Annotated in this window: 10 protein-coding genes; 6 read left to right on the top strand and 4 right to left on the bottom strand. The window is 72.7% G+C overall.

The features are described from left to right. The first annotated feature begins 53 nt into the window (after positions 1-53). The 6 genes from F5972_RS34080 to F5972_RS34055 all read left to right on the top strand — a co-directional run bounded on the left by F5972_RS34080 (position 54) and on the right by F5972_RS34055 (position 10,303). Complete coding sequence (locus F5972_RS34080; protein ID WP_150939801.1) at positions 54-2,552, top strand: AfsR/SARP family transcriptional regulator; 2,499 nt, start codon at positions 54-56, stop codon at positions 2,550-2,552. A gap of 414 nt (positions 2,553-2,966) precedes the next feature. Further along, positions 2,967-3,305 carry a hydroxyisourate hydrolase gene (locus F5972_RS34075; RefSeq protein ID WP_150939799.1) on the top strand — a complete coding sequence of 113 codons (339 nt, stop codon included), beginning with the start codon at positions 2,967-2,969 and terminating at the stop codon, positions 3,303-3,305. Between the two features lie 37 nt (positions 3,306-3,342). Continuing rightward, the gene (locus F5972_RS34070; RefSeq protein WP_150939848.1) at positions 3,343-5,088 is read left to right on the top strand and encodes a 2-isopropylmalate synthase; all 1,746 of its coding nucleotides are present in this window, start codon (positions 3,343-3,345) and stop codon (positions 5,086-5,088) included. Positions 5,089-5,488: 400 nt separating this feature from the next. Beyond that, positions 5,489-8,275 carry a helix-turn-helix transcriptional regulator gene (locus F5972_RS34065; RefSeq protein ID WP_150939797.1) on the top strand — a complete coding sequence of 929 codons (2,787 nt, stop codon included), beginning with the start codon at positions 5,489-5,491 and terminating at the stop codon, positions 8,273-8,275. Positions 8,276-8,486: 211 nt separating this feature from the next. Then, positions 8,487-10,076, top strand: a complete 1,590-nt coding sequence (locus F5972_RS34060; RefSeq protein WP_225312145.1) for an acyl-CoA carboxylase subunit beta — start codon at positions 8,487-8,489, stop codon at positions 10,074-10,076. Then, a complete protein-coding gene (locus tag F5972_RS34055) occupies positions 10,076-10,303 on the top strand; it encodes an acyl-CoA carboxylase subunit epsilon (protein ID WP_150939795.1) in 228 nt (75 codons plus the stop codon). The genes F5972_RS34060 and F5972_RS34055 overlap by 1 nt, the downstream gene beginning before the upstream one ends. Positions 10,304-10,369: 66 nt before the next feature. Here the strand turns inward: F5972_RS34055 and mftF are convergent, their stop codons facing one another. Genes mftF through mftD form a run of 4 tightly spaced genes read right to left on the bottom strand, consistent with a single transcriptional unit; the run spans position 10,370 to position 14,793 of the window. Continuing rightward, positions 10,370-12,010, bottom strand: coding sequence for a mycofactocin biosynthesis glycosyltransferase MftF (gene mftF / locus F5972_RS34050; RefSeq protein ID WP_150939793.1), 1,641 nt, complete (start codon positions 12,008-12,010; stop codon positions 10,370-10,372). Further along, positions 12,007-12,840: a mycofactocin-coupled SDR family oxidoreductase gene (locus F5972_RS34045; protein WP_150939791.1), complete on the bottom strand. Its 834-nt coding sequence runs from the start codon at positions 12,838-12,840 to the stop codon at positions 12,007-12,009. The genes mftF and F5972_RS34045 overlap by 4 nt, the downstream gene beginning before the upstream one ends. Beyond that, on the bottom strand, positions 12,837-13,595 hold the full coding sequence (mftE, locus tag F5972_RS34040; protein WP_150939789.1) for a mycofactocin biosynthesis peptidyl-dipeptidase MftE: 759 nt from the start codon (positions 13,593-13,595) through the stop codon (positions 12,837-12,839). The genes F5972_RS34045 and mftE overlap by 4 nt, the downstream gene beginning before the upstream one ends. After that, entirely contained in the window at positions 13,588-14,793 is a 1,206-nt protein-coding gene (mftD, locus tag F5972_RS34035; protein WP_150939787.1) for a pre-mycofactocin synthase MftD, read from the bottom strand. Before mftD ends, mftE begins: the two co-directional genes overlap by 8 nt. Between the last annotated feature and the right edge of the window lie 12 nt (positions 14,794-14,805).

Here is a 14,805-nt window from a genome sequence, read left to right as displayed (position 1 = left end):
GATCATCCTTGTGGGCCCGGGAGACGGGTCCGATAAGTGCAAGGAGTCACGCGGTGAAGTTTCGCATTCTCGGGCCTCTGGAAGTCGTGGACGGCACGCATCGCGTGGACCTGGGCAGCACGAGACAGCAGACGGCCCTGGCCGTGCTCCTGCTGGACCACAGCCGGGGCACGTCCATCGGCAGGCTCATCGAGGCGGTCTACGACGACAACCCGCCCACGACCTGCCGTTCTCAGGTGCAGATCTGCATCTCGGCCCTGCGCCGGGTCTTCGCCCAGTACGGTCGGCCCAACCTGATCTCCACACACTCCCAGGGGTACGCGATCGAGATCGGGGACGACGAACTCGACTCCGACCGCTTCGGAAACCTGGTCCGGACGGCCCGGCGGGCGGCTTCGGCCGGCGCGGCCGAGGTCGCCGTCGGTCACTACCGCGAGGCGCTCGCCCTCTGGCGGGGTCACGCACTGGAGGGGATCGACGGCAGACTGATCCGGGCGGCCGCCCGCCGCCTCACCGAGGACCGGATCGCCGCCCACGAGAACTGCATCGAGCTGGAGCTCTCCCTGGGACGGCACCGGGAGGTGGTAGCCGAGCTGACGGAACTGGTGGAACGGTATCCGCTCCGCGAGCAGCTGCGCGGCCAGCTGATGACCGCCCTCCACCAGTCGGGACGGCAGCCCGAGGCCCTGCACGTCTACCGTGAGGGCAGGCGGATCCTCGTCGAGGAGCTGGGGATCGAGCCGAACGAGCGGCTGCGGCGGCTCGAACAGGCGATCCGGCTCTCGGCCGACACGGGGCGGCCGGCGCCGGCGCCACCGGTGAGCGCCGCCGTGACGGCGCCCCGGGCCGGCGCCCCGCGGATGCTGCCGGCGGGCATCGCCGACTTCACCGGCCGCGCCCCGCAGGTCGGCGCCGTACGCCGCCTCATCACGCCGTCCCCGGGGGAACGGGCGTCGTCCGCCGTGCCGATCGCGGTCATCACCGGCAAGCCGGGCGTCGGGAAGAGCACCGTCGCCGTCCACACCGCCCACACCGTCGCCGAACGGTTCCCCGACGGGCAGCTGTTCGCCGCCCTCCACGGCGGGGCGGCCCGCCCCGTGCATCCCTTCGACGTGCTGGGCCGGTTCCTGCGGGCGCTCGGCGTCCCGGGCGGCGCCGTACCGGAGACGCTGGACGAGCGGGCCGAGATGTACCGCGGCCTGCTGGCCGGCCGTACGGTGCTGGTGGTGCTCGACGACGCGGCCGGCGAGAGCCAGGTGGTGCCGTTGCTGCCGGGCAGCCCGGGCTGCTCGGTCATCGTCACCAGCCGCGGCAGGCTGACCGGCCTGCCCGGCGCGCGGAACGTCGAGGTGGACACCTTCGACCCGGACCAGTCGATGCGGCTGCTGGCCCACATCGCGGGAGAGGACCGGGTGCGGTCGGAGCCGGCGTCGGCGCGGGCCCTCGCCGAGCTCTGCGGCCGGCTGCCGCTCGCGCTGCGCATCGCCGGATCACGCCTCTCCGCCCATCCGCACTGGAGCATCGAGCATCTGGCGGGGCGGCTGCAGGACGAGACCCGCCGCCTGGACGAGCTCAGGCACGGCGAGATGGGCATGCGGGCCAGCATCGCCGTCGCCTACGAGAGCACCGGCGACCTGGCCCGCACGCTGTTCCGCCGGCTCGCCATCCTCGACTTCCAGCCGTTCCCCTCGTGGGTCAGCGCCGCGTTGCTGGACCGGCCGCTGCACGAGACCCAGGACCTGATGGACGACCTGGCCGACGCCCAGCTCGTCGAGATCACCGGGACGGGGAGGGGCGCGCAGAGCCGGTACCGCTTCCACGACCTCATCCGGGTGTTCGCCAGGGAGCGCCTGGCCGCCGAGGAGCCGGCCGCCGAGCGCGGCGCCGCGCTGGCCAGGGTGCTGAGCTGCCTGCTCCACCTCGCGCGGGCCGCGCACCGCGAGCAGTACGGCGACGACTACGCGGGCCTCCACAGCGGCGCCACCCGCTGGCCGCTGCCCGACACGCTGGCCCGCCGGCTCGTCCAGCAGCCGCTTCCGTGGTACGAGCGCGAACGGCTGACGCTGGTGTCCGGGATCCGCCAGGCCGCCCAGGCCGGCCTCGCCGAGCTGTCCTGGGACCTGGCCATCTGCGCCGCGCCCTTCTTCGAGTCCGGGGTCTACTTCGACGACTGGCGCGACATGAACACCCTGGCCCTGGCGGCCGCCCGCCAGGCCGGGGACCGCAGGGGACAGGCGGTCATGCACTACTCGACGGGCCTGCTGTCGGCCGCCGAGCAGCGCTACGCCGACGCCCGCGGCAGCCTCGACACCGCGCTGGAGTTGTTCCGGCAGACCGGCAACGACCAGGGCGTGGCCCTCGCCGTCCGCCGCATCGGCCTGCTGGAGTGCGAGTCGGGCCGCTTCGACGAGGCCGGAGCGCGCCGCGTGGTGGCGAGCCGGCTCGACGATGAGAAGGCGCAGACACCCGGCCGGCGCTCCTCCCGTCCGGCCGGCGGCCGTCCGGCCTCCGGGCCCTCGCCGCGGAACGTGGAGACCCCCGTGCGCAAGTGATTCACCGCCCGTGCGTGAGCCGGGCAGACGAATGGAGCCGTCGGGTCGATTCCCGACGGCTCCATTTTCGTTCGTGCGACTCGTTCGTCTCTCATCGCTGGATTCACGGTTTCTGCTGTTATCGCGCACTCAGGGGCGTCACCTCGCATGAGGCTCACAAATCGTTCAAACTTGCGCTTTCGCTGATATCACTGTAATGGTCTCGGCAGGCGCGCCGGCACCCCTAGACACCCTTGTCCGGATGGCCGCGGCCCGGTGGTCCGGTCACTCGTTCGCGGCCCCGGACCCCCGATAGAGCGGCGAAGGTGAACCGATAGCCGGCGCTGCGAGGCTGTGCGGAAGCGACCCGGAAGACGTCACTGGAGACTTCGAGATCGGTCCCCGAGGGTCCGATAGACAGGTGTGAGCTGAGCGATGAACATAACGGCGCAGGCATTGGACAGCGTTTTCGGCCGCGGCGCGGCCGGCGTTCGTTTGCGCCTGGAACGCGAGGTCGACGGCGTCTGGTGGCACGTGACCACCGCCGAGACCGATGGCGCGGGCGTCGTGAAGGGATGGGACACCGCCCAGTTGGAGCGCGGGCTCTACCGGATGATATTCGACAGCGACCACTACTTCGTCAATCTCGGAATGACCGCCGCCTATCCGGAGATCGCCGTGATGTTCCGCATCATCGGTGACGTGTCCTCCTTCCAGATCCAGGTGACGCTGTCGCCTTATTCCTATTCGACGTATTTCGGTTCGAACGGTTAACCCTGAGCCAGAGAGAAGGGATCTTCCGTTGACGAGGATGACCAAGGCGCTGCGGCGCTACAGCGCCCCCGAACCCGTCCGGCTGTCCGGCCGCCGCTGGCCCGACAACGTCATCACGCGGGCGCCTCGCTGGCTTTCCACCGACCTTCGCGACGGCAACCAGTCGCTGGCCAGTCCGATGAGCCCGGCGCGAAAGATGGCCATGTTCGATCTGCTGGTCCGGATGGGCTACAAGGAGATCGAAGTCGGTTTTCCCGTGGCGAGCGAGGACGACCACGCCTTCCTGCGTGAGCTCATCGAGCGCGACCTCATTCCCGACGACGTGCGCGTCTCCGTTCTGGTGCAGGCGCGTGACGAGCTGATCCGGCGGACCGTGGAGAGCCTCGAAGGCGCTCCCCGCGCCACCATCCACCTCTACAACGCGACGTCGCCGTTGTTCCGGCGGCTGGTGTTCGGGATGACCAGGGACGAGTGCAAGGACCTGGCCGTCCAGGGCACGCGCCTGATGATGAAATACGCGGACAAGACGCTGAGCGACTGCGACCTGGGCTTCCAGTACTCTCCCGAGCTGTTCAACGACACCGAGCTGGACTTCTCCCTGGAGGTCTGCGAGGCGGTCATGGACGTCTGGCAGCCCGGCCCCGGGCGGGAGATCATCCTGAACTTCCCGACGACCGTCGAGCGGAGCACGCCCAACGTCTTCGCCGACCAGATCGAGTGGCTCGACCGCAACCTGTCCCGGCGGGAGCACGTCTGCCTCTCCATCCACCCGCACAACGACCGGGGGACCGGCGTCGCCTCGGCGGAGCTGGCCATGATGGCCGGCGCGCAGCGCATCGAGGGCTGCCTGTTCGGCAACGGCGAACGCGCGGGCAACGTGGATCTGGTCACGCTCGGCATGAACCTGTTCAGCCACGGCGTCGACCCGGGCGTCGACTTCTCCGACCTCAACGCGATCCGCCGGGTCGTGGAGGAGTGCAACGGCATCCCGGTCCACCCGCGCCACCCGTACGGGGGAGACCTCGTCTACACCTCCTTCTCCGGCTCCCACCAGGACGCCATCAAGAAGGGCTTCGACGCGCTGGAGCGGGAGGCCGCCGCGCACGGCGCCCCGATCGACGAGATGCCCTGGGCCATGCCGTACCTGCCCGTCGACCCCGCGGACGTGGGCCGGACCTACGAGGCCGTGGTGCGCATCAACAGCCAGTCCGGCAAGGGCGGCGTCGCCTACATCATGAGCACCTGGTACGGCAGGCACCTGCCGCGCGACCTGCAGATCGACTTCGCCCGGGTGGTGCAGCGGCGGGCCGACAGCGAAGGCATGGAGATCACCCCCAGCGGGGTGCGGGAGCTGTTCGAGAGCGAGTACACGTGCCCGCCGGGGCCGCCCGTCTTCGGGCCGGAGCCGCTCGCCGTCGAACTGCACGTGGACGGCGGAGGCTTCGAGGTGGGCGCCGAGCGCGCGGACGCGCTGCAGGCGCTCCGGGTGAGCCTCGCCGACTGGGGGATCGAGGTCCGCGCCGTCCACCGGACCGGCGTCGGCCAGGGGGAGCGGGACGTCGAGGCGGGCGTCGCGGTCTACGCCGAGTGCCGCCTCGGGGGCCGTACGCACTGGGGCGTGGGGATCGAGCGGGACGCCGAGGCCGCCGCGCTCCGGGCGGTGCAGGCCGTCGTCCACCGGGCCGCCCGGCGGGCCGAGCCCTCCGGCAGGCACCACCGCGAACTGGGCGACGCGCACGAGCACGCGCGCCCGCGCAGGCGGCGGCTGGCCACCACCGCGTGACCGCGGACGACCATCCTCCGGCCCTCGTCCCCGGGCCCCGCACGGAAGGGCACGACGCGATGACGCGAAAGCAGCTGAAGAAGAGCCGGCCCTCGGGACGTCCCGCCGCCAGGGACGAAGCGCCCGACCTGCGCACTCCCTCCGGCCGCCCGCTGAAGTTCTGACGCGCCTCCCGCCCGCCTCCGCCCCTGTCACGGGCGGGACGGGCGGCTGTCGCGCGCTCCGGCACGCTCCGGCCCGGCGCGTCCCGTCCCGCTGCGAGAGATGCCCGGAGGGGACGTCGCGGCGAGGGATAAGGGCGCGATAGCGATCCAAAAGCGGCCGGGGAGAACATCGTCTCCAACAAGCAGGCAAGCGTCCATTCGTAAGGACGGAAGCTCAGCTGGAGGGGGCCCGCTTGATGAACTTGATTGAGAGAGACGAGGCACTGGCCTCGTTACAGGAGATGCTGGCGGCCGCACTGACCGGCAAGGGCAAGGTCGCGATGCTCAGCGGCACCGTCGCCACCGGGAAGAGCGCACTGCTCGACGCGTTCGCCGAGCAGGCGGTGGAGCTGGGCGCCCTGCCCGTCGCCGCGACCGCGTCCCGCATGGAGCAGGACCTGCCGCTCGGCGTGCTCGGCCAGCTCATCGAAGAGGCGCCGCTGGTGGAGGAGGAGCGCGTGCGCGCGCTCGCGCTGCTCGAGGAGGGCAAGCGGACGGCGATGAGCTCCGGGCTCGCCTCCGAGACCCTCGACCAGGTGGACGCCCAGATCGCGCACGCTCTGTGCACCGTGCTGCTGGAGCTGTCGGAGCGCTATCCGCTGGTGATCGTGGTCGACGACGTGCACTACGCCGACCGCCCGTCGTTGCTGTGCCTGGCGTACCTCGCCCGGCGCGTACGCTTCGCCCGGATCATGGTGATCTTCAGCTACTCCGACTACGTGCGCAGCACCGACACCTTCTTCTGGACCGACCTGCTGCGCCAGCCGTACTGCGGAGTCGTGCAGCTCAACCCGCTGTCCCGGCAGGGCGTGCACACGCTGGTGCGCGAGCGGGCGGGGGAGGAGGTCGCGGTCCGCTTCGCCGAGGACTGGTACGCCTACAGCGCCGGCAACCCGCTGCTGGCCGCCGCCCTCATCGAGGACTACCTCGGCGGCCCGTCCGCGCGGGAACGGGACGGCGAGCCGGCGGCGGACGAGCCGGTGGTCGGCGAGCGGTACGGCCAGGCCGTGCTGACCTGCCTGCACCGCGGCGAGCCCGAGCTGCTCCGGATCGCCCGGTGCCTGGCGGTGCTCGGCGAGACCGACTCGCTCGACCGGCTGCTCGGCCTGGGCCACACCCAGATCAGCAGGGCGATGAACGCGCTGACGGCCGGCGGCGTGCTCAGCGTGGGCCGGTTCCGGCACGAGTCGGCCCGTACGGCCGTGCTGGCCGAGGTGGGCCTCGACGAGCGCCGCGACCTGCACCGCCGAGCGGCCGGACTGGCGCACGCGGACGGCGCGGCCACTTCGGTGATCGCCGATCACCTCGTCCAGGCGGGCCCGATCGACGCTCCCTGGGTGGTGCCGGTGCTGGAGGACGCGGCCAGGGACGCGCTGCGCGAGGGCCGCACCGAGCGTGGCGTGGACTACCTGCGCCTCGCGTGGCAGGCGTGCACCGACGAGCGGCGCCGCCTCAAGATCGCCACGATGCTGGTGCGTGCCGAGTGGCGCATCAACCCCGAGGCGCCCGACCGGCATCTGGCCGATCTCACCGAGGCGATGCAGCGCGGCCACCTCCGCGGCGGCGACGGCGTGGTCCTGGCCCGCGCGCTGCTCTGGCACGGCAGGTACGACGACGCGCAGGACGTGATCGAGCACCTGACCACCGCGGGATACGAGAGCGACCCCGAGACGGTGATGGAGCTCAACATCGCGCGCCCGTGGCTGCGCGCCACCCATCCCGCCTTCGCGTCCAAGCTCGGCGAGCCGCGCGCGGACACCGGAACGGCCCTGGTGTCGGTGGCCGCGGGCCGGCGCCTGGAGACGGCGACCGCGCTCGCGCAGGTGCTCGTGAACGGCCCGCACGAGGGCGCCCTGATCGCCGTCGAGCGCATCCTGCGGCTCGCGCGCCTGGACGAGATGTCGATGGACACCGTGGAGTGCGCGCTGCTCGCGCTCACCTACGGCGGGCAGGCGGAGAAGGCCGCGCCGCTGTGCGACCTGTTCAGCGTCGAGGCGTCGTCCCGGCGCGCGCCGAGCCGCCAGGCCAGGCTCTCGGCCATCCGCGCCGAGATGGCCGTACGGCAGGGCGACATGGTCAGCGCCGAGCAGTACGCGCGGGCCGCGTTGGAGATCATGCCCATCACGAGCTGGGGTGTCACGGTGGGCAGCCCGCTCGGCAGCCTGGTGATCGCGCTGACCGCGATGGGCAGGTTCGACGACGTGCACGACATCCTCGACCGGCCCGTGCTGGACGCCATGTTCGAGAGCCGGTACGGCCTGCACTACCTGTACGCCAGGGGCCGCTACAGCCTGGCGGTCGGGCAGGCGGCGCTGGCCCTGCGGGACTTCCAGCTCTGCGGCGAACTGACCGGCAGGTGGGGCCTGGACGTGCCGGGCCTGCTGCCGTGGCGGGCCGGCGCCGCCGAGGCCTGTCTGCAGTTGGGTCGCACTGAGCAGGCCGCGAAGTTGATCGAGGACCAGTTGTCCCGCTGCAACTCCCGCACGCCGCGGGAGCTCGGCATGACGATCCGCCTGCTGGCGGCCACCAGCGAGCTGCGGCACCGGCCGATGCTCCTGCGCAAGTCCGCCGACATGCTGCAGAACGGCGGCGACCGTTACGAGCAGGCCCGATCGCTCTTCGACCTCGCGGAGGCCTACCGCGGCCTGGGCGAGCACCGGAGGGTGGGCATGATCATGATCCGGGCGCGTGCCCTGATGAAGGAGTGCGGCGCCGAGATCGGCGGCCCGCAGGCGGCGGCCGAGACCGGCAAGCAGACGGCCCCGGCCCTGAGCGGGGGCAGCGCCGCGCTGCTGAGCGAGGCCGAGCGCCGGGTCGCGGTGCTGGCCGCCGCCGGGCACACCAACCGGGAGATCGCCGGTGAGCTGTACCTGACGGTGAGCACGGTGGAGCAGCACCTCACCCGGATCTACCGCAAGCTCGACATCACCAGCCGGGCCGACCTGCCCGCGGTCCTCGAGTTCGGCGGAGCCGCCGTCGGCTGAGCTCATCCCACCGCTGTTTCACCGTGGTCCCCGGTGGCCGGCCCGTAAGGGGTCGGCCACCGGTGGACCGGAACACCGATATCCGGACTGATTCCGGTTCTTTTTGGGTCGCGTCCTATTGGCGCGGTCGCCGTCCTTTTTAGGGGTGTTGTCGCGTTCATCGGCCGCCTTACCCTGAGGGCACCCGGTTGTGCCGTCAGGAGGAATACATATGGGGACCGTGGTGACGCGGGTCAGCGACCTGCCGAAAGAATCGATGCGGGAACGGCTGGCGGATTTGCAGGTGCTCAAGGAGAGCATCCATTCGGGCCCGAGTGAGGAGGCGACCGCGCGCCAGCACGCCAAGGGCAAGCTCACCGTGCGGGAGCGCCTGGACGTGCTCCTCGACAGCGGGTCCTTCGTGGAGGTCGAGGCGTTCCGGCAGCACCGGGCCACCGGTTTCGGGCTGGAGCACCGCCGGCCGTACACCGACGGCGTGGTGGCGGGGTGGGGCAAGGTCTACGGTCGTGACGTCATGGTCTTCGCCCACGACTTCCGGATGTTCGGCGGCGCGCTCGGCGAGGCACACGCCGAGAAGATCCACAAGGTGATGGACCTGGCCGAGGCCGCCGGGGTGCCGCTGATCGGTTTGAACGACGGCGCCGGGGCGCGGATCCAGGAAGGCGTGACCGCGCTTGCCGGCTATGGCGGTATTTTCCGGCGGAATGTGCGGATGTCGGGGGTGATTCCACAGATCAACGTCATGCTCGGCCCGTGCGCGGGGGGAGCGGCGTACTCGCCGGCTCTCTCCGATTTCGTGTTCATGGTGCAGAACACGGCCCAGATGTTCATCACGGGCCCGGACGTCGTGAAGGCGGTGACCGGTGAGGAGATCAGCGCCGACGACCTCGGTGGTGCGCGGGTGCACGGATCAGTCTCCGGCGTGGCGGGGTTCGTCTGCCCCGACGAGGTGTCGTGTCTTGAGGAAGTCCGCTATCTGCTGTCTTTGCTGCCCGCCAACAACCAGGAACTGCCGCCGTCGATCACCTGCACCGACCCGGCGAACCGGCGCAACGACGCCCTGCTCGACCTGGTGCCGGCTGATCCGGCGATCTCCTACGACATGTCGGCGGTGATCGAGGAGATCGTCGACGACGGGGAGTTCTTCGAGTTCCACGCGGGCTGGGCGCAGAACCTCATCTGCGGGCTGGCCCGGTTCGACGGCCACGTCACCGGCATCGTCGCCAACCAGCCCGCCCACCTGGCCGGGGTGCTCGACATCAAGGCCTCGGAGAAGGGCGCACGCTTCATCCAGATGTGCGACGCCTTCAACATCCCGCTGGTCAGCCTGGTCGACGTGCCGGGCTTCCTGCCCGGGACCGACCAGGAGCACGGCGGCATCATCAGGCACGGCGCCAAACTGCTCTACGCGTACTGCGCCGCGACCGTGCCGCGCATCTCGATGGTGCTGCGCAAGGCGTACGGCGGCGCGTACATCGTGATGGACTCCCGGTCGATCGGCGCGGACCTGTCCTTCGCCTGGCCGACCAACGAGATCGCGGTCATGGGCGCGGAGGGCGCGGCCAACGTCATCTTCCGCCGGGAGATCGCCGCGGCGGACGACCCCGTCGAGGCGCACGCCCGGCGGGTGGAGGAGTACCGCAGGCAGCTCATGCACCCCTACTACGCCGCCGAGCGCGGGCTGGTGGACGACGTCATCGACCCGGGCGAGACCAGGGCCACCCTGACCAGGGCGCTCGGCCTGCTGCGGGCCAAGCAGGCGTCGGAGCCGCGGCGCAAGCACGGAAACCCCCCGATGTGATGGGCGGCGAGGAACTGCGGGTGGTCGCGGGAAATCCCACCGAGGAGGAGATCTGCGCACTGGTGTGCGCCCTGTACGCCGTCGCGGCGGACCGCGGGGACGGCGGAGAACCCGGGCCGGTCGAGCGGCCGAAGAGGCACCGGCCCCGGCTGCGCCTGCCGGACTACGGCTCGCCCCGGTCCTGGGTGGCGTGTCACCGCACCGACGCGCTCACCGGTGTCCGGTGAGGACGCGGCCGCCGTCCCGGGCGCTCCCGGGGCGGCGGCTCACCAGGCTCTCCAGCCGGACGGCTTCTATCGGGACGGCCTCGACGAACGCGTCTTCCACCGGATGTCGGGCAGCAGGGCGCGCACCGAGCGCCCGCGGATCGCGCCGAGCCACAGGCCCGACCCGTACGCCGCGTCGTCCAGGCGCCGGGCCACGGCGTAGCGGACCGGGTCGAGATGCGCGCCGGTACGCCGCAGATCGGTCAGCGCGTCCATGACGGCCACGGCGGCCACGGCCCGGCGGAGCCGCTTGGACAGCAGGCAGCCGACGGCGGCGAGCGGCCACCAGTGGCGGAGCAGGAGCGCCGTCGCCTGCCAGACGGCGGCGACGGCCCCGTCGGACGTCAGCGTCAGGGCGAGGCGCACCGGGTGCTCGCTCCGCCTGACCTTGGCCGACATCGTCGCGGCCGTGCCCGCGAAGATCAGCGCCGCGGCCGGCAGGGACCACCGCCGCTGCGCCAGCAGCGCCAGCACGAAGGCCGCGCTCCACGGCGCCAGCACGGCGGGGGCCACGTCGCGGCCGTGCCGCCGGGCGAGCAGGTCGGCGCCGGTGCCGTAGAAGGCCTTGCGCCGCAGCCAGTCGTGGACCACCGTGCGGTGCTCGTGCCGCACCGTCGCGGCCGGTTCGTAGCGCACCCGCCAGCCCGCCCGCGCCAGCCGCCACACCAGGTCGACGTCCTCGCCGACGCGCATCTCGGCGCTGAAGCCGTGGCCGAGCGCGTCGGCCCGCGCCAGCAGGAACGCGCTCGGGACCCAGGAGACCGGCGCCCTCGGGCGTACGATGCCGGGGTCGAGGCCCAGGTCGAGGGAGGACCGCGCGTCCTCGTAGCGGAGGATCCAGCGGTCCCGGCCCGGCAGGCGGAGCCCCAGCACGCGGGGCGCGGCGACGGCGACCCGGGGGTCGGCGAAGTGCCGGAGCAGGGTCGGCACCGTGCCGGGTTCGAGGACCACGTCGGAGTCCGCGAAGGCGACGTAGGGCGTGGTCACGCGGCGCAGGCCCGCGTTGCGGGCCGCGGCGGGGCCGGCGTTCTCCGCCAGCGTGACGAGCACCGCGCCGTGCGCCGCCGCGACCTCCGCGACGGCCTCCGGGGCGGCCGACGCGTCGTCCACCACGATCACGCGGTGCCGGCCGCCGATGCCCGACAACAGCCGGTCGAGCGCGGCGGGACGGTCGCGCACCGGCACGACCACCGTCACCTGGGATGGGTCGAGAGCGGGCAGGTCTCCGACGACGGGATCGGCCAGGCCCGCCTCCAGCAGCCGGTCGGCGAGCAGGGCCGAGACGCGGCCGCGGACCCGCAACCTGCGCCCGTCGAACAGGTCCGCGGCGGCTTTGGTGAGGTACATGACGCGCGTCGGCGCGCCGCCCACGAGGGTGCGGCCGCCGTCGCGGACCCGGACCCGCCGGTTCAGCCTGACCGTGAAACCGTCCGGAAGCCGGCCGGCCGCACGGGGGTCCGTGCCTCCACTCTTTTCCTCGTCGCCGAGGCCGCCGTCAGCCCGGTCGTTCAGTGCAGGGTCACTCAGCGCAGGGTCGCTCGGCGCCGGGCCGCCGTGGACCTGCTTGCCGGCGCTCTCCTCGCCGGTGGTCCGGTCGCGCGACGTCTGGTTGCGGGGGGTCTGGTTGCGTGGGGTGCGGTTGCGTGGGGTGCGGTTGGTCAGGGTCATGGCGTGAAGCCTCCGTCCGCCGATATCACCGATCCGTTGACGACGCCTCCCTCGCGAGAGCAGCAGAACGCGATGGTCTCGGCGATCTCGGCGGGCTCGATCAGGCGGCGCAGCAGCTGGGACGAGGCGAAGCCCTCGACGCCGTCCAGGCCGTACACCTCGGCGGTGGCGGCGAGCATCCGCGTGCGGGTCGAACCGGGGGAGACGGCCGCCGCGGTCACCCCGGTGCCCACCAGGTCGGCCGCGAGGCCGCGCACCAGCCCGACCACCGCGTGCTTGGCCATCGTGTACGCCGACAGGCGGAACAGCCCGTGCGAACCGGCCGCCGAGGCGACCGCGACGAAGCGGCACGCTCCCGGCTCGGGCCCCGCCAGCATGTGCGGGACGCACGCCGTGGCGGTGTTCCACACCCCGAGCACGTCGGTCTCCCACAGCGCGCGTACGTGCGTGTCCGGTGTCTCCCACAGCGGCAGGCCGCCGGCCATGACCGCCGCGGCGGCCACGGCCGCGTCCAGCCGGCCGAAGCGGTCCGCCGCCACGGCGGCGGCGCGGGCGAGCGCGTCGCGGTCGCGCACGTCCGCGATGTACGGAACCACCGCGCCGGGGAGCTCGTCGGCCAGCGACTTCAGGTCCGCGTCGGCCGCGAGCGGGTAGGTCACCCCGGCGGGCCGGGCCGGGCCGTCCGCCGCGCACGAGTCGACCGCGACCACCTGGTAACCCCTGGCGCACAGCGCCCGCACGACGGCGGCGCCGATCCCGCGCGCCGCCCCCGTCACCAGGGCGACCCGACGACCCTCCTCCGGCCCGCTCCCGCCGCTCACCTGGCTCATGTCGGGGAGACCGTCGCGGGTGCGGGGAGGAGGCGGCCGGTGTGGTCGGCTCGTCCGTGCCGGATGCGGGCGGCGACGTCGCCGGCCATCAGGTCGAGCAGGCGGCGTCCCTCGCCGGCGGTGGCCCTGGTCGGATCGCCGAGCACGCCGGAGGGCGACACGGCGGCGACGCCCCTCGCCGCGAGCGCGGGCATGATCTCGGCGAGCGGGGCGAGATTGCCCGGCTCCGCCCGGGTCATGTCCACCAGATCCGGGGCCAGGTGCAGCACGAGCGACGTCTCGGTGTGCCCGGCGTGGGCGTCGGCCGGTCCGGCCGCGCACGGCGCCCAGCACACGTCTCGGCCCTCCTCACGCAGCAGCGACGTCGCGGCCGCGAGGGCGTCGAGGTTCCCGCCGTGACCGTTCACGATCACGACGCGCCCGGCCCAGCGGGACAGGGAGCGGACCAGCTCGACGATCAGGAAGCGGAGGGCGGCGGTCCCGATGGACATGGTGCCGGGGAAGTCCTGGTGCTCGCCGCTCGCGCCGTACGCGACCGCCGGCGCCACGAGGACGGGGTCGTCCGGAGCCGCCGCGAGAAGGCGGGCGGCGGCGGCCCTCGCCACCGCCGCCGCGACCGCCGTGTCCGTGTGCAGGGGCAGGTGCGGGCCGTGCTGCTCGGTGGAGCCGAGCGGCACCAGCACGGTCGGCGAGGGCGGCAACGCGGGCCACGACAGGTCCGCCAGGCCGCCTTCGCCGTCGCCCCTCTCACGCATCGCGCGGAGACCCGATCTCCCCGGTGACGCCGATCTCCCTCGTGAACCCCGGCGGGACCAGCACGTCGCCGGGCTCCAGGTCGTGGATCGACGCGCGGCCCAGCCCGAGCAGCGCCGAGTCGATGCCGTTCCGCAGGATGTCGAGCACGTTCTCCACCCCCGCCTGGCCGTTCGCCGCGAGGCCCCACAGCGAGGCGCGTCCGATCATCACGGCCCGCGCGCCGAGCGCCAGGGCCTTGACCACGTCGCCCCCGCGCCGTACGCCGCCGTCGAGCAGGACCTCGGCCTGGTCACCGACCACCCGGGCGATGCCCGGGAGCAGCCGGATGGTCGCGGGCGTGCCGTCCAGGTTGTTGCCGCCGTGGTTCGACACCGAGATCGCGGTGGCCCCGGCGTCCACCGCGCGGCGGGCGTCGTCGAGCCGGGAGACGCCCTTGAGCATGAACGGGCCGTCCCACTGCTCGCGCATCCACCGCACGTCCTCCCAACTGGGCGGCGGGGTCTGCATCCACTCGCCGTACGCGCCGAAGAAGGTCGGCGCGGGACGGCCGGGCTCCGCGACGTTGGGGACGGTGAGGTCGGGCAGGCGGCCGGTCCTGGCGAAGCCGAGCAGCCAGCGCGGCCGGGTCAGGCCCTGCGGCGCGAAGCGGGCGAGCGCCTTCAGGTCCAGGCGGTCGGGGATCCAGGGGCTGCCCCAGTCCCTGCCGTGGGAGAACGTCCAGTCCAGGGTCACGATCAGCCCCTTGACCCCGGCGTCGCGGGCCCGCTCCATGTGCCCGGCCATGGTCTCCCGGGTGCCCATCCAGTACATCTGGAAGAAGGTCTGCGGGTTGGCGGCCACGACCTCCTCGACGGGCTTGCCGGCGAAGTTGCTCAGCCCCATGATCGTGCCGCGCGCGGCGGCGGCGCGGGCCATCGCGACCTCCCCGTCGGGATGCACGGCCTGCACCCCGGTGGGGGAGATGAGCACCGGCAGGGAGATCTGCTGTCCCATGACGGTGGTGGCCAGGTCGCGCTTGGCGGGCAGGTCGGCCACGTGCGGCGCGAAGCCGAGTTCGGCGAACGCGGCCGTGTTGTCGTGGTACGTCCGGCCCCTTTCCGAACCGGCGAGCAACGCGGAGTACACCGACTTCGGCAGGTGGCGCCGCGCCCTGCGCTGCGCCTCCGCAACCGTCTCGAACCAGGCGTTCGCGGCCACGAGCTATCGTCC

The sequence above is a fragment of the Microbispora cellulosiformans genome, from assembly GCF_008728085.1.
Lineage (GTDB): Bacteria > Actinomycetota > Actinomycetes > Streptosporangiales > Streptosporangiaceae > Microbispora > Microbispora amethystogenes.
Note: the sequence above shows the minus strand (reverse complement) of the source record. Positions and strands in the feature narration are given on the sequence as shown.